The sequence below is a fragment of the Mycobacterium sp. IS-2888 genome (assembly GCF_001954215.1).
In the GTDB taxonomy this organism is placed as follows: Bacteria; Actinomycetota; Actinomycetes; order Mycobacteriales; family Mycobacteriaceae; genus Mycobacterium.
This window is the reverse complement of record NZ_MBET01000025.1, coordinates 1-21632: the sequence shown is the minus strand read 5'-3', so window position 1 is coordinate 21632 and position 21632 is coordinate 1. Positions and strand designations below refer to the sequence as shown.

Genomic DNA, 21632 nt, shown 5'->3' with positions numbered 1-21632 from the left:
CACAGGGGCGATGCCAGCGGGTATCAGGGCGCGGGGTACCGCGCAGAGCTGCGCCTTGCCGAGAACATCGTCAATCCGGAGACATGGGCCGGCGGCATAGAAGACAAGCGGGCCATGGTGCCGCGACTGCGGGTGGGTCGCGACAAGTGGTTAAACGTGCTCTGGCTGCTTCCCGCCGGGTTCGCCGTGCTCGTCGTGGCCGTGGCAGTGGCCAAAGGCCTGCACCACATCCCGGCGGTGCAGGCCTTCATCCAGCGTTATCCCGGAACCCATGTGCCTTCCGGCGTCAGCCCCGGCATCCCGGCGTGGGTCGGATGGAGCCACTTCTTCAACCTGTTCCTGATGACGTTCATCATCCGTTCCGGGATTCAAATCCTGTGCGACCATCCGCGGCTGTACTTCAGTCGCAACGCCACGCCGGGCAAGGACGAGTGGCTGCGAGTGGCCAAGCCGGTGCCGGATGACCCGCTGTGGACGGCCAAGGACGACTCGGTCGGTCTGCCCGGTCAGTTGGGATTGCCCGGGATTCGCCATTCCATTGGGCTGGCGCGGTGGTGGCACCTCGGCGTCGACGTTCTGTGGCTGCTCAACGGTGCGGTGTTCTATGTGCTGCTGTTCGCTACCGGTCAATGGCGACACATGGTGCCGACCAGCTGGGACGTCTTTCCCAATGCGGGATCGGTTGCGATCCAATACCTGTCGCTGGACTGGCCGATCGACAACACCTGGGTGGCCTACAACGCGCTGCAGTTGTTGACGTACTTCACGACGGTCTTCATCGCGGCACCGCTCGCGGTCATCACCGCGCTTGGGATGTCGCCGGCCCTTTCGATGCGCCTCACCATGATCAGCAAGCGGTTGAACATTCAGCACGCACGCTCACTGCACTTCCTGGTCTTGGTGTATTTCATCGTGTTCATCGTTATGCACGTCACGATGGTTTTTGCCACCGATGCTGTGCGCAACCTCAACCACATGTTCGGCGCCCGCGACGACAACAGCTGGGTGGGTTTCTGGGTCTTTGCCGCGGCCATGGCGGTGGTAACGATTGGCTGGGTCGTCGCCACCCCGTTCACTTATCGCCACCCCAGGATTGTGCAGCGGGTCGGCTACGCGCTTGTCGGGCCGTTGCAGCGGCTGTTCGAGTACGCCAACCCGAAGCCTGGTGCGTTCACCGAAAAAGACATCTCGCCGTACTTCTGGCACAACGGCACCTACCCAGAAACCGTTGAGTACAAGGAGTTGGAACAGAACAACTTCGTGGATTGGCGGCTGCGGGTCGACGGCCTCGTCGAGAACCCCACCGAGTTCTCGCTGGCCGACTTGCATGACTTGCCGTACCACGAACAGATCACCCAACACTTCTGCATCCAGGGCTGGTCGGGTGTTGCCAAATGGGGTGGCGTGCAAATGAAGACGATCATGGACGTCGTCAAACCGCTGGCCGCTGCGAAATGGGTGGTGTTCTACTCGCTGGGCCCCGGCGCGGACGGGGGGATCTATTATGTCGCGCACCCCATTGACCAGATGAGCAACCATCTGACCATGCTGGCCTACGACATGAACGGCGAACCGGTGAGCTACGGTCACGGGGCGCCACTGCGGCTGCGCAATGAATTGCAGCACGGCTTCCGGCATGTGAAGTGGCTCAAGGGCATTGAGTTCGTCGCACACTACTCCGAGTTGGGCAGCGGTTACGGCGGTTACAACGAAGACCACGAATACTTCGGGCGGCACCAGACCATCTAGTGGCGTGGAGGTGCGTCATGACAATGAAAAAAATCGAAACTCCGCGAATCGAAGCACTTGGCGATCACGAGTACCTCGTGCGTGTCGACCAGGGCGAGGAGCTCGTCGCGATCCGGGTGCGAGCCACGCCGGAGGTCGTCGCGCGCATCGCCGGACCCGACGCCGACGAAACCCGCGTAGTCGCTGATACCATCGCGTATCTGATTGCGCGGCAGTGCCCCGAAGACCTACCCGAGCAACTCGACCTCGACGACATCGTCGCGGCCTACGACGGTTACCTCGACGAGCTCCACGACCAGATCTGCTGTCTGTGATGAACGGCCATCACCCCACGGCGCTCGTGCTTACCGCGCGGGGCGCAGAATCTGCAGCGCCGCGGGTACCGCGGAGATCTCGGCGGGCAGCGCGCAGGCGAAGTCGCCGTCGGCGTAGACGTTGATGCCGGGGCAGTCGACGTGGATCGATGTGGCGCGTGCGGTGCTCACCTCGTCGAGGTCGACGTGGGTGCCCTTCATGACGGTGGGGAACAGGCGGACCAGTTTGGTCCGGGACGCCGAATGGGCCATCGTGATGTCGAGCAGACCATCGGTGGGGTCGGCATTGGGACAGATCAGCAGTCCACCGCCGTAGCTGCGGGTGTTGCCGAAGGCCGCCAGCGTGATGTCGGCGTCGATCTCTTTCGTCCCGTCGAGCACCAGCCGAAACGGCAACAACCGTAGCCTCGAAAGCTCGGCGAGCATCGCGATGTAGTAACGCGCCCGGCCGTGCGGCCAGGTCATCCGGTTGGCGCGATCGGTCACCAGCGAATCGAATCCCGTCGCGGCGACGGTGCCGAACCACTTGTCGGTGCCATCGCTGTCGCGAATCCGGCCCAGGTCAATGGTTTCCGTCCAGCCGTCGACGACGATGTCGGCGGCCGCCTCGGGATCCTTTGTGGGAATGCCGAATTCGCGGGCGTGATCGTTGCCGGTGCCCGCCGGGATGATTCCCAGCGGAATGTCGGTGCCCGCCAACACCTGTAGGGCATTGGAGACGACGCCGTCGCCCCCGGTGACCATGACCGCGTCGGTTCCTCGCTCGAGCTCGGCGCCGACAAGGTGGCGCGCGTCTTCGGCGTCGTCGCCGATGATTTCGGTGACCTGCACGCCCCGATCGTGCAGCCTTGCGATCGCGATTTGCGCGGCGCGGATCGCGGCGCCATGCCCCGACACGGGATTGGTCAGCGCGGTGACTTTGGCGATTTCACGCGTACTCACGGAATCAGCTTGCCGGGGTTGAGGATTCCGGCCGGGTCCAGGGTCGCCTTCACCGCGCGCAGTACCTGGACACCGAGATCCCCGACCTCGTCGCGCATCCAGGGTCGGTGGTCGGCGCCGACCGCGTGGTGGTGCGTGATGGTTGCACCGTGGGCCACCATCGCGTCCGACGCCGCCTTCTTGGCCTTCTGCCACTGCTCGATCGCATTGCCGCGTTGCCCCGCGACGACGGTGAAGTACAGCGAGGCGCCGGTGGGGTAGACGTGCGAAATATGGCACATCACGAGCGCCGGCGTGCCGGTCTCGGCCAGCGCACCGGTGAGCGCTTCGGTAACCGCGGCCTTGAGGGCGGGAATGTTGGACCAATCGGTGGCGGTCTCGAGCGTCTCGCAGAGCGCGCCCGCGGACAACAGCGAGTCGCGCAGGTACGGCGCGGCGAACCGGCCGCGTTCCCACGCTTGGGCCGGCGCTTCGCCGAGCGACGTGCCGCCCTGCGCCGCCAGCAGTGCGCGGGTTTCGGCGTGCCGGCTTTCGACGTGTTCCGTGGTGCCCTCGAAGACCGTGATTCCCAAGCAGCCGCCGGTGATTTGGTTTTCGCCGATCGCCTCGGTGGTGGCGAGGTTGACCCCGGTCTCCGCTTCGTCGGAGAGCCGAATGACGGTGGGGCCCGTGGCATTTTGGGTGACCGCGCGCAGGGCCGCGGCCCCGGTCGCGAAATCCGGGAACGACCACGCCTCGTAGCGGACGGCTTCCGGCGCGCGGTGCACGCGCAGCCGCACCTGGGTGATGACGCCGAAGGTGCCTTCCGAGCCGATCAGCAGCTGACGAAGGTCGGGACCGGCGGCCGACTCCGGCGCGCGGCCCAGATCCAGGATGCCGACCGGAGTGACCACCCGGAGCCCGCGAACCATGTCGTTGAACCGGCCATAGCCCGCCGAGTCCTGGCCCGACGAACGGGTTGCGGCGAAGCCGCCGATGGTGGCGTACTCGAAGCTCTGCGGGAAATGCCCGAGCGAAAAGCCTTGGGCGCCAAGCATGCGTTCGGCGTCCGGCCCGGTGACGCCGGCGCCGAACACCGCCTGCCCGGACACCTCGTCGAGGTCGATGAGCCGGTCGAAGCGGCGCAAGTCGAGGGAGACCACCGCGTCGAATTGGGCGCGGGTGGGATTCAGGCCGCCGGTGACGCTGGTGCCGCCCCCGAAGGGGATGACGGCGATGCCGCGCTCCGAGCAGTAGCGCAGGATCGCGGCCACGGCGTCTTCGTCGCCGGGCAACAGGATGGCGTCGGGCGCGTCCTGGACCTTCTCCTTGCGCCGCAGCATGTCGATGGTCGACTTGCCGCCCGCGTGCAACAACCGGTCACGATCGGCGACGCGGCAGTAGCCGTCGCCGACGATCGCGGTCAGCGCGTCTCGATCTTCTGGTGTGAGCGCGGACGGGCGCAGCTCGACGTCATCGGCGTCCAGTTCGGTCTCGGCGGAATCGTCCAGTCCCACGGCCTGCTTCAGCAGCGCCCGGATCCCCTCGGACAGGGGCTTGGCCGCGGCGGGATCTCCCCACGCGTTCCACTTCATCGGCGGGAGGAGTTCCTCGAGGTGCGTCATGCGTTACAGTATTACACATGCTGTCAATCAGTAACGCACCAGTCGACACCCGAGAACGGATCCTTGCGGCCGCCGCCAGCTGTGTGGTCGATTTCGGGGTGGACCGGGTGACCCTGGCCGAGATCGCCCGGCGCGCCGGCGTGAGCCGGCCGACCGTCTACCGCCGCTGGCCGGATACCCGCTCGATCGTGGCGGCACTGCTGACTCAACGCATCGTTGGGGTGATGCGCAACGCGCCATTGCTCGGCGAAGACCGGGAATCCCTTGTGCAACAGATCGTTACGGTGGCCAATCTGCTGCGTCGCGATGACTTGGTTATGTCGGTGATGCATTCTGAGCTGGCGCCGATCTACATCACCGAGCGGCTGGGGTCGAGTCAGCAGATGTTGATCGACGCCCTAGCCGATCGGTTGCGCGCGGCCCAGCGCCACGGCAGCGTCCGTGCCGGCGATCCGCTGCAGATGGCCACCATGGTGCTGCTGATCGCCCAGTCGACGATCCAGTCGGAGCGGATCGTCCGGCCGATTCTTGATTCCGATGCGCTGGCCAACGAGCTCACCTACTCGCTGAATGGTTACCTGTCGTGACGGCCTTGAACTCCTCGCGTCGTACGGCCGACCTGAACGCCCTCGCCGACGGCGAGCCGCTGGACGTGCTGGTGATCGGTGGCGGCATCACCGGCGTCGGGATCGCCCTGGACGCCGCATCACGGGGCCTGCGGGTGGCGCTGGTGGAAAAGCACGATCTGGCGTTCGGCACCAGCCGGTGGAGTTCGAAATTGGTCCACGGTGGCCTGCGGTACCTGGCGACGGGCAACGTTGGGATCGCCCGACGCAGCGCGATCGAGCGCGGAATCCTGATGACGCGCAACGCCCCTCACCTCGTGCGCGCGATGCCCCAGCTGGTCCCGTTGCTGCCGTCGATGAGTCGTGGCAAGCGCGCTTTGGTGCGCGCGGGATTCCTCGCCGGTGATGCGCTGCGGGTGCTGGCGGGGACGCCGTCGTCGGTGCTGCCCCGATCGGGCAGGGTTTCGGCCGGTCGTGTGGTGGAGATGGCGCCGACGGTTCGACGCCACGGCCTGGACGGTGGCCTGCTGGCCTACGACGGGCAGTTGATCGACGACGCCCGGCTGGTGACCGCGGTGGCGCGCACCGCCGGGCAGCACGGCGCCCGGATTCTCACCTACGTCGCGGCGTCTGAGGCCACCGGCGGCTCGGTCCGCCTGACCGACCAACGCACGGGCGAGTCGTTCGACGTGTCCGCCGGTGCCGTCGTCAACGCGGCGGGGGTGTGGGCGGGCGAGATCGACGGATCGCTGCGGTTGCGTCCCAGCCGCGGAACCCACCTGGTGTTCGACGCCAGCGCGTTCGGGAATCCTGTTGCCGCGCTGACGATTCCGATCCCCGGGGAGCTCAACCGCTTCGTGTTCGCCATGCCCGAGCAACTGGGCCGCGTCTACCTCGGCCTGACCGACGAGGACGCTCCCGGTCCGATTCCCGATGTGCCACAACCGTCGTCGGAGGAGATCACGTTCCTGTTAGACACGGTGAACACCGCGCTGGGGACCGCGCTGCAGGCCAGCGATGTCATCGGTGCCTACGCCGGTCTGCGCCCGCTGATCGACACCGGCGAAGGCCGCACCGCCGATGTTTCGCGCGAGCACGCCGTCGTCGAATCGCCCTCCGGCGTCATCAGCGTGATCGGGGGAAAGCTGACCGAATACCGTTACATGGCAGAGGATGTCGTGGACCGCGCCGTCGAACTGCGGCACTTGCGTGCCGGCAATTGCCGGACGCGCAATCTACCGCTCGTCGGCGCCCCGGCCAACCCGGGTTCGACGGTGCCGCCGATGGTCGGCCTGCCCGAGTCGCTGATCCTGCGCTACGGCGCCGAGGCGCCCAGCGTCATCGCCGCTGCGACCTGCGAGCGCCCGTCGGAGCCCGTCGCCGAGGGCATCGACGTGACCCGGGCGGAGTTCGAGTACGCCGTCACTCACGAGTGCGCACTGGACGTCGACGACATCCTGGACCGGCGGACCCGGATCGGCCTGGTCGCCCGCGATCGCGAGCGGGCGACCGGAGTGGCCAAGGAATTCGTGGCGCGCCTCGGCTGAGGATACCATTAAACGGAACTAGTCCGTATCGTTAGGAACATCATGAAGCGCGAAAGCGGCCAGACGAGCGCGTCGAGCCGATCCCGAAGCCCCGGGCGCCTGGATCGGTCGTTGGATGCGGCCATCCTCGACGCGACCCTGGCGGGCGTCGCCGAAGTCGGCTATGACCGGTTGAGCATGGACGACGTGGCGTCGCGCGCCGGCGTCGGGAAGGCGGCGATCTATCGTCGCTGGCCGTCGAAGGAGGTGGTGGTCGCCGACGCGATCGCGCATTGGAGGCGGCGACTGGGGCCCATCGAACCGCCCAACACCGGCAGCCTTCGCGGTGACATCGACGCGTTGGTCGCGGCCACTCCCGACCTGAATGACGCTGACACGCACATGATTCGGGTGGTTGTCGGGGTGGCGACGGCGGCCATGCACAACCCCGTCCTCGCGGCCGCCCTGGACGACCTGGTGCTGTCCACCCCGCGGCAGGTGGTCCGCGCGATACTCGACCATGCGGTGGCTCGCGGGGAAATCCCGGCCGACCGCGACCTCAGCCTGATCCCCGACGTCGCGCTGGGCCTCAACGTGCTACGGGTGATCACCGGACGTCCAATCGACCGGGTCTATGTCCGGCGCATGCTCGAAGACGTGATCTTGCCGATGGCCGGGGGTCCGGCGCCGTAGTTGTTGCGCATTAGGCCGCGCCGTGCCACATTGGAATTACACGGAACTATCTAGTTCCGCCTAGAGGGGAGACGGCGATGAACGTGAAGCATGTCCCGGTCCTGATCGTCGGCGCCGGAGCCGCCGGCCTGGCCACCTCCGCGCTGCTCGCCAAACACGGCGTTCACTCTCTGCTGGTCGAAAAGCGCGCCGAGGTGTTCATCTACCCGAAGGCGCGCAACCTGAGCTTCCGCAGCCTGGAGATCCTGCGCGGCCTGGGATTGGCCGACGAGGTCCACGCGATTGCCCACGGCGTTACCGACGTGCTGAGCAAGCCGACGCTCAACAGCGCCGAACAGAGTCAGACGCTCGACGTCAACGCGATCTTCGCGCCCTTCGAGGAGTTGAGCCCCGAGCCCGGCGGCCAGTACTGCCCGCAGAGCGCCTTCGAGCCGATGCTGCTGAGCCACATCCGCCGGCACGGCAGCGAGGCGCGCTACAACACGGAGTTGGGCTCGTTCGACCAGGACGCTAGCGGCGTCACCGCGGTCATCCGCGATCGTGAGTCGGGCGCGACCGAGGTGGTGCGCGCCGACTATCTCGTCGCCGCCGACGGCGTGCACAGCCCGATCCGCGACGCGCTGGGCGTGACGACCTCCGGCTACGGGGCACTGCCGATCTATGTCGTGTTCGTCTACTTCCGGGCGCCGTGGCGAAAATTCGTCGGCGACCTCGGCCCGGGAGACGGCATCCAAGTCAAGAATCCCGACGTGGAGGGCATCTTTCTGCCGGTGCGCGACGACTTCGGCATGTTCATCAGCACCTACTTTCCCGCCCGCGGCGAAACCGCCGAACAGTTCACCGCCCAGCGGTGCCGCGAGATGCTGACGAAAGCGATCGGCGAGCCGATGGACGTGGAAGTCATCGACGTGGCACCCTGGCAGCCCTACGAGCGGGTGGCCGACCAATTCCGCTGCGGCCGAGTGTTTCTCGTCGGCGACTCGGCCCACACCATGCCGCCGTTCAAGGCCGGGGGAGCCAACACCGCCATCCAAAGCGCGCATAACTTGGCGTGGAAGCTGGCGGCCGTCGTGAACGGGACCGCCGGCCCGGAGCTGCTGAGCACTTACCATGCCGAGCGGTACCCGGTCGGGCGCTTCAACGCGCGCCAGTCGCTCACTGGGCCGTCGCTGGCCTTCCTGCGGTTGGACGACGACCGGCCGCTATTGCCGCCGGAGGAGGAGGCGTCGATGTTCGCCGTGCTTATCGGCTACCAATACCGTTCGGGCGCAGTGGTTTCCGATGCTCCGGCGCCGGTGGATCCCGACGCCGTGTCGCTGGTCGACGAATTGCGCGGGCAGCCCGGCACGCGCGTCCCGCACGCCTGGGTCGTCGACGACGGGAAGCGTGTCTCCACCCTCGACCTGCTCGGGCCCGGCTTCACGCTGCTCACCGGGGACGACGACGCCGCATGGTCGGACGCCGCGGCCCGCGCGTCGCAGGCCACCGGTATCCCAATTACCGTCCGGCGCATCGGCGCCGCGGTCGATGTCGACGGCTCGTGGTCCGCCGTCGCAGGACTCGCGCCCGACGGGGCGTTGCTGGTGCGCCCCGACGACTTCGTCGCCTGGCGCGCCGACGAGCTCCCGCGCTCACCGGGTGACGAGCTCGGTCGGGTGCTGTGCCGGATCCTCGGCCGCACGCCATGACCAACCCGCCGCGCTCCGAAACGGTGGCCTGCCTGGGGTCGAGCACCACCGCGTCGAGGGGAACGTACAAATGGATCGACGAGCTGGAAAAGCGGCCCCGCAACAACCGATTTCGGTTCGCCAACTTCGGCGTCGGCGGGGATCTGTCGGCCAACGCCGTCCGGCGCCTCGACCGGGTGATCGCCCGCCGGCCGGACCGGGTCATCGTGCTGATCGGCAGCAACGACATCATGGCGAGCGTCTTTCCCAACTTCCGGCGATTCGTTCGCACTCTTAAGGGGCTCCGCGACGAACCGACACCCGCGCGGTTCGCCGAGAACCTGGCCGTCATCGTGCGCCGGCTGCAACGGGAGACCAATGCCAGGGTCGCGCTGAGTTCCCTTGCCCCGGTGGGTGAGGCACCCGGTTCAGGCCATCCGGTGCAGGCGCGGCTCAACGAGCTCTTCGGTACCTACAACGGCATCATCCGCGAAGCCGCCGCGCGCGACTCCACGGACTACATCCCGTTCTACGAAGCCTTCCAGGAGCGCCTTGCCGGGGCGGCGACGACCAAGCCGTTCACCCGGTTCTCCTTCGCGTCGCTCTACCGCGACTACCTGTGGCGGGAGATGGTGCTGCGCCAAAGCTTTGACGAGATCGCTCGGCGCAACGGCTGGCAATTCCACATCGACGGCATTCACCTCAACACCAACGGTGGGCGCATCCTCACGGAGGCCGTTCAGCGATTCTTGGATTCCTGAAATACGCCGCGAGCAGTCCCCCGCAAGCGGGAGGTGCCCCCAGCAGAATCGCACTGCGCAGCGCGCGCGAGTGCGATTCTGCGTCTGCTCGCAGTAGGAACGCGAGCTACAGCGGGATGTTCTTGTGGCGGCCGCGGCGTGCCGGTGCCTGGGCCAGTGCCTCGGTGAGCTTGCTGCGGGTGTGCGACGGGTCGATCTTCTCGTCGACCACGCCGATCTCGATGGCGCTGTCCACGCCGCCCGCGATCCGCTCGTGCTCGGCGGCCAGCTCGTCGTGCAGCGCTTCGCGCTCGTGGTCGGCCGCGGCAGCCAGCTTCTTCTTGTGCAGGATGCCGACGGCGGCCTTGGCGCCCATGACCGCGACCTCGGCGTCCGGCCAGGCGTACACCTTGGTGGCGTTCAGCGACCGGGAGTTCATCGCAATGTAGGCCCCGCCGTAGGTCTTTCGGGTGACCAGCGTGACCCGCGGAACCGTGCACTCACCGAACGCGTGCAGCAGCTTGGCACCGCGACGCACCACGCCGCCCCACTCCTGGTCGACGCCGGGCAGATAACCGGGAACGTCGACGACCACGATCAGCGGAATGCCGAAGGCGTCGCACAGGCGCACGAAACGTGCCGCCTTCTCGGCGCTTTCGGAGTTCAGGCAGCCGCCCAGGCGCAGCGGGTTGTTGGCCAGCACGCCGACCGTGCGGCCGGACAACCGGCCCAACCCGATCACCATCGACGGCGCCCAGTTGGCCTGGAACTCGTCGAACGGTGTCTCGTCGTCGAGGATCGCGGTCACGATCGGGCGCACGTCGTAGGCACGCCGCGACGACTCGGGCAGCAACGCGTGAATGTCGGTGTCGCCGGCCTCGGCCTTGGTGCGGTCGAAATGCCCTTGCTGGCAGAACAATCCGACCAACCGGCGGCCGCGCTCGTAGGCGTCGAGCTCGTCGTCGGCGACGATGTGGCACACCCCGGACTTCTTGTGGTGAGTCTCCGGGCCGCCGAGCGCGGCCATGTCGACGTCCTCGCCGGTGACACTGCGCACCACGTCGGGCCCCGTGACGAACACCCGGCTCTCCGGCGCCATCACCACGACGTCGGTCAGGGCCGGCCCGTAGGCGGCGCCGCCGGCGGCGAAGCCGACGACCACCGAGATCTGCGGGACATAGCCGGACGCTCGGATCATGGCCTCGAACACCAGGCCCACCGCGTGCAGCGCCTTGACGCCTTCGGCCAGCCGGGCGCCGCCGGAGTGCCAGATACCCACGATCGGGCTCTGCTCCTCGATGGCGGTGTCGTAGGCGTTGACGATGTGCGTGCAACCCTCGATGCCCATGGCGCCGCCCATCACCGTTCCGTCCGTGCAGAACGCGATGGTGCGCACACCGTTCACGGTGCCCGCGGCGGAAAGCACGCCCGAGCGGTCACGCTCGTGCAGCAGTTGGATGCTGCCGTCGTCGAAGAAATTGCTCAGACGCAATAACGGGTCTCGGGGGTCGAGCGATTCGCCGACCGCCTCGGGGGCCATGAGTGTCATTGCGGGTCTCCTGTTTCCGGTGTTGCTCGGGGTTGATGGCGCTGGGGTTTAGTACCGCCCAAAGGCGATCGCCACGTTGTGACCGCCGAATCCGAACGAGTTGTTGATCGCGTACCGGTAATCACCGTGCCGCGGCTTACCCGCCACCACGTCCAAATCGATCTCTGGATCGAGGTTTTCAAGATTCAGTGTCGGTGGGACCAGCTGATCCCGCAACGCGAGCACGGTCAGGATCGACTCCACCGCGCCGACCGCACCGACCGAGTGGCCGAGGGCGGACTTGGGGGCGTATACCGCCGGCTTGTTGCTGCCCAGGGCGTTGTTGATGGCCTTGCTTTCGGCCAGGTCGCCGACCTGGGTGCCGGTGGCGTGGGCGTTGACGTGGTCGATGTCGCCGGGAGTGAGGCCCGCGAGCTGGATCGCCCGCGTCATCGCATGGCCGGCGCGTTCCCCGTTGGGGTCCGGCGCGACCATGTGAAAGCCGTCCGAGGTGACGCTGGCCCCCATGATCCGGGCCAGGATGTTGGCGCCGCGGGCCTTTGCGTGCTCCTCGGTCTCGATCACCATCAGGGCGCCGGCCTCGCCGAACACGAAACCGTCGCGGTCCCGGTCGAACGGGCGACACGCACCGGCGGGGTCGTCGTTCTTGGTCGACATCACGATGCGCATCGCCGCGAACGCCGCGATCGGCACCGCCTCGATCCGCGTCTCCACGCCGCCGCAGATCGCGATGTCCGCCTCACCCAGCACGATCTGCTGCCACGCCCGGGCGATGCCCTCGCAACCGGACGCACACGCCGAAACCGGTGTCATCACACCGGCTTTGGCGTGCCGTTCCAGCCCGACCGCCGCGGCCGCTCCGTTGGGCATGTACTTCTGCACGCCTAGCGGAGAGACCGCCTTCATGCCGCGGGCCCGCATGTCGTCGTAGCTGAAGACCATTTCCTCAGACGAACCCAGACCCGTGCCGATGGAAACGGCCAACCGGTTGGTGTCGACTTCGGGTGAACCGGCGTTCTCCCACACCCGGCGGCCCAAGACGGTGGACATCCTTTGCAGATAGCCCGTTCGGCGCAGCTCGATGCGAGTCAGCTGGCTGTCGAACTCCTCCACGAGATGCCCGCCGATACGGACCGGCAGGTCGAACTCCTCGACGAAGGGGTCCTCGAGGAGACGGATCCCACTCTGGCTGTCCAGGAGCAACTTCCAGGTGGTTTCCGCGTCGGGTGCCAAGGCAGTCGTCATGGCAATGCCGGTGACGACCACATTGGGGAAAGCTTTCCCCGTAACCAGCTCTGTCATGGGTGTGGCGAACGTTCCTTCCGTGCTTTAGTAACGCCCGAACGCGAGCGCGACGTTGTGCCCTCCGAACCCGAACGAGTTGTTGATCGCGTACTGGTACTCGCCGTAGCGCGGTTCGCCCGCGACGATGTCCAGATCGATTTCGGGGTCAGGGGTTTCGTAGTTGAGGGTGGGTGGGATGACCCCGTCCCTCAGGGTCAGCACCGTAAGCACCGACTCGAGCGCCCCGACTGCGCCGATTGAGTGCCCCAGCGCCGATTTCGGCGCATACACCGCGGCCTTTTCGCAACCGGCGACCCGAAGCGCGTTGGCCTCGGCCGTGTCGCCGATCGGCGTTGCGGTCCCGTGTGCGTTGACGTGGTCGACGTCCTTGGGGGACAAGCCCGCCAGCTCCATCGCCCGCGTCATCGCCCGGCCGGCACGCACGCCGTCCGCCGCGGGCGCCACCATGTGGAAGGCGTCCGAGGTGATGCCGGCACCGAGCAACCGGGCCAACGGCTTGGCGCCGCGGGCCTTGGCGTGCTCCTCGGTCTCGATAATCATCAGCGCCCCGGCCTCGCCGAACACGAAGCCGTCGCGGTCCTTGTCGAACGGCCGCGACGCACGCTCGGGCTCGTCGTTGCGAGTCGACATGGCCCGCATCATGGAGAACGCCGCGATGGGCAGCGCCTCGATGGGACCTTCGACTCCGCCGCACACGGCGATATCCGCATCACCCATGACGATCTGACGCCACGCGTGGGCGATTGCCTCCGAGCCCGACGAGCAGGCCGACACCGGCGTTATCACCCCGGCGCGGGCCCCCAGCTGCAGGCCCACCACCGCCGCGGCGCCGTTGGGCATGATCATCTGAACGGCGAGCGGCGACACCTTGCGGGGCCCGCCCTCGTTCATCAGGTCATAGCTCTCGACGATCCGCTCGGCGCCGCCCAGACCGGTGCCGACAACGACCGAGAACCGGTCGGGATCGACCTCCGGGGTGCCCGCGGTCTCCCACAACTGACCGCTCAGCAGTTTCGCCAGGCGCTGGACGTAGGACATGCGCCGCAGGTCCAGCCGGCCCATGTGGTTGTCGACAGGCTCCTTGAGGTGCCCGCCGATCTTGACGGGCAGGTCCCACTTGGTGACGAACTCGTCTTCGAGTACGTGGATGCCGCTTTCGCCGGCCAACAAACCCTTCCACGTGCTCTCGATGTCCGGCGCGATTGCTGTCGTCGCCGTGACGGCGGTTACCACAACGCTGGGGTAACCGCCATTAGCAGTGGAAGGCTTGGTCACTTGGTGTCCGCTTCCATCCTCGCCTTGACGTTGGCCACGGCGTCGGGGTTCTCGGACTCGATCTTGGCGCGCAGCGCAGCGGCGGCCTCGGGGTCTTCTTCCTCGAGCTTCTGGATGTACGCAACGACGTCACCGACGGTGCGCAGACCGGCGAGGTCTTCGTCGGGGATCTTCACGCCGTACTTGTCCTCGGTCTGGACGGCGATCTCGACCATCGACAGCGAGTCGATGTCCAGGTCGTCGACGAACGACTTCTCCGGGGTGACCTCGGAGGGCTCGATACCGGTGACCTCTTCGATGATCTCGGCAATACCGGCGATAATTTCTTCCTGAGTGACGGCCACAGCCTTGCTTCCCTTCGTAATGTGTTGTGTGTAAATCGAACTGACGTGCTTTTTGGTTGTACTGGACTGCGTTAGAGGTTGGTCAACTCGTCCAGGTCTGCGGGCGACTTGACGGCGCGTGCCGGAACCCCCCGAAGTTCGCGTTTGGCGATGCCGGTGAGGGTGCCCGCGGGCGGGAACTCCACAATCGCCGTGACAGTGTTCTCACGCAGATACTCGGTGCACAGGTCCCAGCGCACCGGTTGGGTCAGCTGGGCGACCAGCGCGTCCATCGCAGCGGCCGCCGAGGTGACCGGCTTCCCGTCGCGATTGGACAGCAGCGTGGCGGTGGGCTCGGCGGTCGCGATCGCGGCGGCCGCCGCGGCGTACGCGTCAAGAGCCGACGCCATGTACTTGGTGTGGAACGCTCCGGCCACGCCGAGGGCGCGCACCCGGGCCTTGGCCGGCGGGTCTTCGGCGAGCTTCTCCAGCGCGGCCAGCGGGCCGGCGGCCACGATCTGGCCGGCGGCGTTGCGATTCGCGGGGGTCAGGTCGAGCTGCTCGAGGCGGGCCAGTACCTCCGCCTCGTCGCCGCCGAGGACGGCGGACATGCCGGTCGGCTCGAGGGCGCAGGCCTTGGCCATCTCGGCGCCCCGGGTGGCGGCCAGCGCGACGGCGTCGTCGGCGCCCATCACACCGGCGATCGCGTAGGCCGCGATTTCGCCGACGGAGTGACCGGCCGCGATGAATTCCTCGCCGGCGAGCAGACCGCGCTTTGTCAGTTCCTGATGAGCCAGCAGCGTGGCCGCGACGACCAATGGCTGGGTGACCGCGGTGTCGGTGATCTCTTCGGTCGAGGCGGTGGTGCCCAGCCGCACGAGATCAAGGCCGCTGGCCTTCGACCACAGGGCCAGCTGGTCCGCCGCGCCGGACAACTCCAGCCACGGCGACAGCATCCCCTCGGTCTGCGAACCCTGTCCGGGCGCGAGAAACGCAATCACGTGTCTAAGAGAACACTGTGGAAACGGTTTTGGCGGGTGTAACAGATTATGAACCTCGTCTTAGGTTTTTGTATACACCTTACAAAACAGCTCCGTAAGCAACATGTTTGATATCGTGCCGCGATCTGTTGCCTGGATCACTATCTCGCGGACGGCGCCACCGCACCCCCTCTGACCGGGAGAGGAACCTGCGTCAGGGCGTTGCTGCCGACACTAGACGGGCTCGTGGGGTAGTTGAGCTGACCAACGGTCGCCGCCACACGCAGCACATACGCATCACGGGGTTGGGTGGGATCGCGGCCCGTGAAGTCCGTGATGCGCTTCAGGCGGTACCGCACGGTGTTTGGATGAACGAACAACTTGCGGGCGCAAGCCTCAATCGCGCCGCCCGAATCTAAGAAAGCTTCAAGGGTCTCCACGAGGGTGGGCCCGGCCTCGGCCAGCGGCCCCATCACGTCGGTGTGCAACGCGACGATCGCCGATGCGTCTCCCATCAGGGCGCGTTCGGGCAGCAGCTCTCGGGCCAGCACGGGCCGGGGCGCGCCGCTCCAGCCCGCGACGGCGTTCATCCCCGATATCGCCTCGCTGGCGCTGTGATAAGCCGCGGTGAGCATCGGCGCGGTGGGTCCGATGACCACCGGGTCGTCGGAGAACGCGACCAACAGGTCACCCAGGAACTTCTCCGTCGGCGACAACGGGCCCGACACGATCGCCACCAGCCAGGTGCCGTGCACGTCGGTGAGCGCCGCGCGGCCATGGACGGCGGCGACGTCACGAACGTGTTGGCTGGCCCGCTCGCTGTCACCCTGTCCGTTCGCATCCTCGCGGCCCGGTGCCGGGGTCCCGACGACCACCGTCGCCGGCGCGGTGGTGTCCCAGTTCAACGCCGCCGCACGAGATAGCAGCTCCGGGCCGGTGTCGCCACGCACCACCGCGTCGACGACGCTCGCCTCCATGCGGCTGTCCCAGTTGCCCCGCGCCTCGGCCGCGTCCGCGTACTCGCCGGCGAAGGTGAAGGCCAGGTCGCGGCTGTACTTCAAGATCCCCACCGTCAGCGCGGTCAGCTGCTCGTCGGAGCGGGCCAGTAGCGGCACCACTTCCTCGAAGAACTCCATGGTGACCCGAACCATGTCCACGCTGTGGCGCAGCGCGATCCGTCGGGTCAGGTCCTTGGGCACCAGTTCGAAGGCCTTGGCCGTGTAGCTGACGTTGCTGTGTGGGTCGTGCATCCATTCGACGAAGTTCACGACGGCCGTCTGCACCACCAGCGCGACACTGGCCCGCTGGGAGGCTTCCAGGTCGGCGAAGAACGGCAACCGATCCTGCATGGCGTTCACCGCTTCGGTGGACAGCCGGCCCGAATACTGCTTCAGCCGACGCAGCAGGGAATCGGGGACGGTGTCCAGCAATTCCAGCGGCGACCTTGGATGCTTGGCAAAAGGACCGGCGAACGGGTTGTCATTCACCCCTAAAACCTACGTCACATTTATGGAACTTTCCGCCAAAGCCACGCGCTGCCGCCGCGCCTCCCGCGCCGAACGTGCGGCCAGCCGCACGCTGGACCCCGAACGTGCGGCTAGCCGCACGCTCGCGGGGGAAGTGCCACGGCCTTAGGCGACGCCGGGATCGGATGTCTGCTCCGGGGCGGCCTGCACGTCGTCGATCCGGTACTGACGGGCGGCAGCGACCGGTACCGACGGGTCGATCTCCCCGTCGCGGGCCAACGCCTCCAGCACGGCTACCACCTGAGATTCCGCATCGGTGTTGAAGAAGCGCCGCGCGGCGGGCCGAGTATCGGAGAAGCCGAACCCGTCGGTGCCCAGCGTGACGTAGGTGCCGGGGACCCACGGCCGGATCTGCTCGGGGACCGCGCGCATCCAGTCCGATACGGCGATCACCGGTCCGACGGCCCCGTTGAGGGCCTTGGTCAGATAGGGGACACCGGCGGGCTGGTCGGGGTGGCGCAGCCGCGCCGTCTCCACGGCCACGCCGTCGCGGTTCAATTCGCCCCAGCTGGTCACCGACCACACGTCGGCGGCGACGTCCCACTCGGCCGCCAGCATCTCGGCGGCTTGCAACGCCGACGGCATCGCCACCCCCGACGCGAGGATCTGCGCCTTGTTGGTGCGTTGCTCGGTGGCCGCGTGGTAGCGGTAGATGCCGCGCAGCACGCCTTCGGGGTCGAAGTTCTCCGGCTCCGGCGGCTGCACGTAGGGCTCGTTGTAGACGGTGATGTAGAAGAACACGTTCTCCGGGTTCTGGCCGAACATCCGGGCCAGTCCGCTTTCCACGATGTAGGCGATTTCGTAGGCGAACGCCGGGTCGTAGGCGACGACGGCCGGATTGGTGGCGGCCAGCAGCAGGGAGTGGCCGTCGGCGTGCTGCAGGCCCTCGCCGGTTAGCGTGGTCCGCCCGGCGGTGGCCCCGAGCAGAAAGCCGCGCGCCATCTGGTCGGCCGCGGCCCACAGGCCGTCGCCGGTGCGCTGGAACCCGAACATCGAATAGAAGATGTAGATCGGGATCATCGGCTCGTTGTGCGTCGCATACGAGGTGCCGGCCGCGGTGAACGATGCCGCCGACCCGGCCTCGTTGATGCCCTCGTGCAGTATCTGGCCGACTTCACTTTCCTTGTACGCCAACATCAATTCGGCGTCGACGGCGGTGTAGAGCTGGCCGTTGCGGTTGTAGATCTTCAGGCTCGGGAACCACGAGTCCATGCCGAACGTGCGCGCCTCGTCGGGAATGATCGGCACGATGCGCGGCCCGATCTCCTTGTCGCGCAACACTTCCTTGAACGTGCGCACCGTCGCCATGGTGGTGGCCACCTCTTGGGTGCCGGACCCCTTCTTCAGCGCCTTGTAGGTGTCGCGGCCCGGCAGGTTCAGCGCCTTGGCCTTGGTGCGCCGCTCGGGCAGGAAGCCGCCCAGCGCGCGGCGCCGGTCGAGCAGGTAGCGGATCTCCGGGGCCTCGGGACCCGGGTGGAAGTACGGCGGTAGGTACGGGTCGTCTTCCAGCTGCGCGTCACTGATCGGGATCCGGATGGCGTCGCGGAAGTCCTTGAGGTCTTGCAGCGCAAGCTTTTTCATCTGATGCGTGGCGTTGCGGCCCTGGAAGTGGGCGCCCAGCGAGTAGCCCTTGATCGTCTTGGCCAGGATCACCGTCGGCTGGCCCTTGTGGTCGACGGCGGCCCGGTAGGCGGCGTAGACCTTGCGGTAGTCGTGGCCGCCGCGCTTGAGGTTCCAGATCTCGGAATCGGTCATGTGCTCGACGAGCGCCTTGGTGCGCGGATCGCGACCGAAGAAGTGGTTGCGCACGTAGGCGCCGTCGTTGGCCTTGTAGGTCTGGTAGTCGCCGTCGGGCGTGGTGTTCATCAGGTTGACCAGCGCGCCGTCCTTGTCGGCGTGTAGCAGCGCATCCCACTCGCGGCCCCACACCACCTTGATGACGTTCCAGCCCGCGCCCCGGAAGAACGACTCCAGTTCCTGGATGATCTTGCCGTTGCCGCGCACCGGGCCGTCGAGGCGCTGCAGGTTGCAGTTGATGACGAAGGTCAGGTTGTCCAGTGCCTCCAGCGCCGCGACGTGGGCCAGGCCGCGGCTCTCCGGCTCGTCCATCTCGCCGTCGCCGAGGAATGCCCACACGTGTTGGTTGGAGGTGTCCTTGATGCCGCGGTCGTGCAGGTAGTGGTTGAAACGGGCCTGATAGATCGCGTTCATCGGGCCCAGCCCCATCGACACCGTCGGGAACTCCCAGAAGTCGGGCATCAGCCGCGGGTGCGGGTAGGACGGCAGGCCGCCGCCGGGATGGCTGTGCTCTTGGCGGAACCCGTCCAACTGGTCGGCGGTCAGCCGGCCCTCCAGGAAGGCGCGGGCGTAGATGCCCGGCGACGCGTGGCCCTGGATGAAGATCTGGTCCCCGCCGCCGGGATGGGCCTTGCCGCGGAAGAAGTGGTTGAAGCCGACCTCGTAGAGCGCCGCCGAGGAGGCGTAGGTCGAGATGTGGCCGCCCACGCCGACGCCCGGTCGCTGCGCGCGATGCACCATGATCGCCGCGTTCCACCTGATCCAGGCCCGATAGCGGCGCTCGACGTCCTCGTCGCCCGGGAACCACGGCTCGAGTTCGGTGGGGATCGTGTTGACGTAGTCGGTGGAGGTCAGCGCCGGGATCGCGACCCGCTGCTCACCGGCGCGTTCCAGCAGGCGCAGCATCAGATACCGGGCGCGGGCGGGCCCGGAGCGTTCGAGCATTTCGTCGAACGATTCGAGCCACTCGCTGGTCTCCTCGGCGTCGATGTCGGGCAGATAGGACGCGACGCCTTCGCGGATCACCCGCACCCGATCGGATTCGTTTGGGCTGCTTGAGTTTTGGGCCAGATCGTGGCGCGCGAACTCGGTGGTCAACTTCCGCTCCTCGGTTGGCGGGTCGTCTGCCCGCGGTTTCGCCTTCTATCGTGCCGCACCGGCGTCCCGGGCGGGTAGCCGCGGTGTGCCGCAGGCGGCGGGGACGGCCACCCGGTAACGTCTAGCTGTGCTCATCGGATGGCGTGCCGTCCTTGCGGGGGAAGCCGTAAAGCGAGGCGCTCTGGCGCTCGGGTGTGTCGCGGTGGTCGTGATGGGCATCGTGGGCTGTACCACCGTCACCAACGGCACGGCGACGCCCGATACGAAGGTGGCCCCGGCCTACCGCCAGTCGGTGTCCGCGTCGGTGTCCGCGTCGGCCGCGACGTCCAGCATCCGGGAAACCCAGCGGCAGCAATCCCTGACGACGCGGGCGGTTCGCACCTCGTGCGACTCGCTGGCCACCACTAGCAGCACCGCGATCGACAAGGTGAATGCCTTTGTCGGGGCGTTCAATGCGGGCCGCAACACCGGGCCGACCGAAGGCCCGGCCATCGACGCGCTCAACGACAGCGCCTCGACGGTGGCCAACAGCTTCAGCGACGCGCTGTCGGCGCAGATGAAGGACGCGTTCAACGCGTACATCGACGCCGCCCGCGGGGTCGCGAACGCCATCGGTACGCATGCGCCGACGGGCGAGTTCAACAGGCGGGTCAATCAGCTCAACGACACGAAGACGAAGGCCCTCAAACTGTGCCTGGCGTCGTTCTGACACGCGTTACGAGGCACGGGTGTGGACCGCGTTCCGGCTGTGCGACGATAATCCCCATCGCACGGCGCACATGGCAAAAAGGAGGCTCCACGGTGGTCGCGGCGGATGACGCCCCGAGCTACGCTCGCAAGCTGGGCATCCAACGGGACCAAGTCGTCCAGGAGTGGGGCTGGGACGAAGACACCGACGACGACATTCGCGCCGCGGTCGAGGAAGCCTGTGGCAGTGACCTGCTCGACGAAGACACCGACGAGGTGGTCGACGTCGTCCTGCTGTGGTGGCGAGATGGGGACGGCGATCTGGTGGACACCCTGATGGACGCGATCAGCCCGCTGGCCGAGGACGGCGTGATCTGGGTGCTGACACCCAAGACGGGCAAGCCCGGTCACGTCCTGCCGGCCGAGATCGCCGAGGCGGCCCCCACCGCGGGGTTGATGCCGACCTCGTCGGTCAACCTCGGTGATTGGAGCGCCAGCCGGTTGGTTCAGCCGAAGTCGCGGGCCGGGAAGCGTTGATGCTGCCGGTCGGAACGCCCGCCCCGGACTTCACCTTGCGCGATCAGAATCAGCAGCGCGTCACGCTGAGCTCCTACCGCGGCGCCAAGAACGTCCTGCTGGTGTTCTTCCCGCTGGCATTCACCGGGATCTGCCAGGGTGAACTCGACCTGCTGCGTGATCACTTGCCCGTTTTCGAAAACGACGACAGCGCGGTGCTGGCGATCTCGGTGGGCCCGCCGCCCACGCACAAGATTTGGTCCCTGGAGAGCGGTTTCACGTTTCCGGTCTTGTCGGATTTCTGGCCGCACGGCGAGGTCAGCCAGGCCTACGGCGTGTTCAACGACGCCGCCGGATACTCCAATCGCGGCACCTTCGTCGTCGATCGATCGGGAATCATCCAGTTCGCCGAGATGAAGGAGCCGGGCGAGGCCCGCGACCAGAAGCTGTGGACCGACGCGCTGGCGGCCTTAAAGAGCTGAGAAGGCCTGAGAAGGCCTGACGGTTTTGGCTGGTTAGGCTGTTGACGTGTAGCCTGCGGCGGACGTTTCAAGGGCGCGTAGCTCAGTGGTAGAGCTCTGGTTTTACACACCAGCGGTCGGCGGTTCGATACCGTCCGCGCCCACCAAAGTTATTGCAGGTCAGCGCGACTGACCGCGCCGACCGCTACCCGCAGTACCCAGGGGGCGGTGGCGGGTGGGGTATGTCGTCGCTACAGAGGCCTGATTCTGAGTGCGGATTTTGCGGTGCTGGTTTTGTTGGGTATGGGCGGGTG

General features: G+C 67.0%; 19 protein-coding genes and 1 tRNA gene. 11 read left to right on the top strand and 9 right to left on the bottom strand.

What is annotated here, in order from left to right; genetic code table 11:
- Positions 1-48: 48 nt before the first annotated feature.
- Both A5745_RS04070 and A5745_RS04065 read left to right on the top strand, forming a co-directional pair.
- Positions 49-1749 carry a molybdopterin-dependent oxidoreductase gene (locus A5745_RS04070; protein WP_076115240.1) on the top strand — a complete coding sequence of 567 codons (1701 nt, stop codon included), beginning with the start codon at positions 49-51 and terminating at the stop codon, positions 1747-1749.
- A 17-nt stretch (positions 1750-1766) separates the two neighbouring features.
- Positions 1767-2063 carry a hypothetical protein gene (locus tag A5745_RS04065; protein ID WP_254848493.1) on the top strand — a complete coding sequence of 99 codons (297 nt, stop codon included), beginning with the start codon at positions 1767-1769 and terminating at the stop codon, positions 2061-2063.
- Positions 2064-2093: 30 nt separating this feature from the next.
- Here the strand turns inward: A5745_RS04065 and A5745_RS04060 are convergent, their stop codons facing one another.
- Both A5745_RS04060 and A5745_RS04055 read right to left on the bottom strand, forming a co-directional pair.
- Complete coding sequence (locus A5745_RS04060) at positions 2094-3005, bottom strand: diacylglycerol kinase (RefSeq protein ID WP_076115181.1); 912 nt, start codon at positions 3003-3005, stop codon at positions 2094-2096.
- Entirely contained in the window at positions 3002-4579 is a 1578-nt protein-coding gene (locus A5745_RS04055; RefSeq protein ID WP_139329441.1) for an FAD-binding oxidoreductase, read from the bottom strand. Before A5745_RS04055 ends, A5745_RS04060 begins: the two co-directional genes overlap by 4 nt.
- 47 nt (positions 4580-4626) lie before the next feature.
- Between A5745_RS04055 and A5745_RS04050 the strand changes: the two genes are divergently transcribed.
- The 5 genes from A5745_RS04050 to A5745_RS04030 all read left to right on the top strand — a co-directional run bounded on the left by A5745_RS04050 (position 4627) and on the right by A5745_RS04030 (position 9822).
- The gene (locus A5745_RS04050) at positions 4627-5196 is read left to right on the top strand and encodes a TetR/AcrR family transcriptional regulator (RefSeq protein ID WP_076115179.1); all 570 of its coding nucleotides are present in this window, start codon (positions 4627-4629) and stop codon (positions 5194-5196) included.
- A complete protein-coding gene (locus tag A5745_RS04045; RefSeq protein ID WP_076115178.1) occupies positions 5193-6722 on the top strand; it encodes a glycerol-3-phosphate dehydrogenase/oxidase in 1530 nt (509 codons plus the stop codon). The genes A5745_RS04050 and A5745_RS04045 overlap by 4 nt, the downstream gene beginning before the upstream one ends.
- Before the next feature lie 42 nt (positions 6723-6764).
- Positions 6765-7394, top strand: coding sequence for a TetR/AcrR family transcriptional regulator (locus tag A5745_RS04040; protein ID WP_076115177.1), 630 nt, complete (start codon positions 6765-6767; stop codon positions 7392-7394).
- A gap of 77 nt (positions 7395-7471) precedes the next feature.
- Entirely contained in the window at positions 7472-9082 is a 1611-nt protein-coding gene (locus tag A5745_RS04035; protein ID WP_076115176.1) for an FAD-dependent monooxygenase, read from the top strand.
- On the top strand, positions 9079-9822 hold the full coding sequence (locus A5745_RS04030) for a GDSL-type esterase/lipase family protein (protein ID WP_076115175.1): 744 nt from the start codon (positions 9079-9081) through the stop codon (positions 9820-9822). The genes A5745_RS04035 and A5745_RS04030 overlap by 4 nt, the downstream gene beginning before the upstream one ends.
- Positions 9823-9928: 106 nt before the next feature.
- Here A5745_RS04030 and A5745_RS04025 read toward each other — a convergent pair whose 3' ends face one another.
- The 7 genes from A5745_RS04025 to aceE form a co-directional block, all read right to left on the bottom strand.
- A complete protein-coding gene (locus A5745_RS04025) occupies positions 9929-11350 on the bottom strand; it encodes an acyl-CoA carboxylase subunit beta (protein ID WP_076115174.1) in 1422 nt (473 codons plus the stop codon).
- Between the two features lie 48 nt (positions 11351-11398).
- On the bottom strand, positions 11399-12652 hold the full coding sequence (gene kasB, locus A5745_RS04020; protein ID WP_076061167.1) for a 3-oxoacyl-ACP synthase KasB: 1254 nt from the start codon (positions 12650-12652) through the stop codon (positions 11399-11401).
- 27 nt (positions 12653-12679) lie between these two features.
- Positions 12680-13930, bottom strand: coding sequence for a 3-oxoacyl-ACP synthase KasA (gene kasA / locus A5745_RS04015; RefSeq protein ID WP_076115173.1), 1251 nt, complete (start codon positions 13928-13930; stop codon positions 12680-12682).
- Positions 13927-14274, bottom strand: coding sequence for a meromycolate extension acyl carrier protein AcpM (gene acpM, locus A5745_RS04010; RefSeq protein ID WP_076061171.1), 348 nt, complete (start codon positions 14272-14274; stop codon positions 13927-13929). Before acpM ends, kasA begins: the two co-directional genes overlap by 4 nt.
- A gap of 71 nt (positions 14275-14345) precedes the next feature.
- Positions 14346-15254 (bottom strand): ACP S-malonyltransferase, encoded by a 909-nt coding sequence (locus A5745_RS04005; RefSeq protein WP_076115172.1) that lies wholly within the window; start codon positions 15252-15254, stop codon positions 14346-14348.
- 140 nt (positions 15255-15394) lie between these two features.
- Positions 15395-16720, bottom strand: a complete 1326-nt coding sequence (locus A5745_RS04000) for a CdaR family transcriptional regulator (protein ID WP_076115171.1) — start codon at positions 16718-16720, stop codon at positions 15395-15397.
- Between the two features lie 144 nt (positions 16721-16864).
- On the bottom strand, positions 16865-19654 hold the full coding sequence (gene aceE / locus A5745_RS03995) for a pyruvate dehydrogenase (acetyl-transferring), homodimeric type (protein WP_076061177.1): 2790 nt from the start codon (positions 19652-19654) through the stop codon (positions 16865-16867).
- 127 nt (positions 19655-19781) lie between these two features.
- Here aceE and A5745_RS03990 point away from each other — a divergent pair, with 127 nt between their 5' ends.
- The 4 genes from A5745_RS03990 to A5745_RS03975 all read left to right on the top strand — a co-directional run bounded on the left by A5745_RS03990 (position 19782) and on the right by A5745_RS03975 (position 21485).
- Positions 19782-20363, top strand: coding sequence for a hypothetical protein (locus tag A5745_RS03990; RefSeq protein ID WP_076061179.1), 582 nt, complete (start codon positions 19782-19784; stop codon positions 20361-20363).
- Positions 20364-20455: 92 nt separating this feature from the next.
- Positions 20456-20878 (top strand): DUF3052 domain-containing protein, encoded by a 423-nt coding sequence (locus A5745_RS03985; protein WP_076061181.1) that lies wholly within the window; start codon positions 20456-20458, stop codon positions 20876-20878.
- The gene (locus tag A5745_RS03980) at positions 20878-21339 is read left to right on the top strand and encodes a peroxiredoxin (RefSeq protein ID WP_076115170.1); all 462 of its coding nucleotides are present in this window, start codon (positions 20878-20880) and stop codon (positions 21337-21339) included. The genes A5745_RS03985 and A5745_RS03980 overlap by 1 nt, the downstream gene beginning before the upstream one ends.
- Positions 21340-21410: 71 nt before the next feature.
- Positions 21411-21485: transfer RNA gene (locus A5745_RS03975), tRNA-Val, on the top strand.
- Positions 21486-21632: the final 147 nt, after the last annotated feature.

Coding starts and splice junctions, on each gene's coding strand:
- A5745_RS04025 (WP_076115174.1), bottom strand. CDS start 11,350: ATGACACTCATGGCCCCCGAGGCGGTCGGCGAATCGCTCGACCCCCGA.
- kasB (WP_076061167.1), bottom strand. CDS start 12,652: ATGACAGAGCTGGTTACGGGGAAAGCTTTCCCCAATGTGGTCGTCACC.
- A5745_RS04055 (WP_139329441.1), bottom strand. CDS start 4,579: ATGAAGTGGAACGCGTGGGGAGATCCCGCCGCGGCCAAGCCCCTGTCC.
- A5745_RS04050 (WP_076115179.1), top strand. CDS start 4,627: ATGCTGTCAATCAGTAACGCACCAGTCGACACCCGAGAACGGATCCTT.
- A5745_RS04040 (WP_076115177.1), top strand. CDS start 6,765: ATGAAGCGCGAAAGCGGCCAGACGAGCGCGTCGAGCCGATCCCGAAGC.
- A5745_RS04035 (WP_076115176.1), top strand. CDS start 7,472: ATGAACGTGAAGCATGTCCCGGTCCTGATCGTCGGCGCCGGAGCCGCC.
- A5745_RS04065 (WP_254848493.1), top strand. CDS start 1,767: ATGACAATGAAAAAAATCGAAACTCCGCGAATCGAAGCACTTGGCGAT.
- A5745_RS03980 (WP_076115170.1), top strand. CDS start 20,878: ATGCTGCCGGTCGGAACGCCCGCCCCGGACTTCACCTTGCGCGATCAG.
- A5745_RS04030 (WP_076115175.1), top strand. CDS start 9,079: ATGACCAACCCGCCGCGCTCCGAAACGGTGGCCTGCCTGGGGTCGAGC.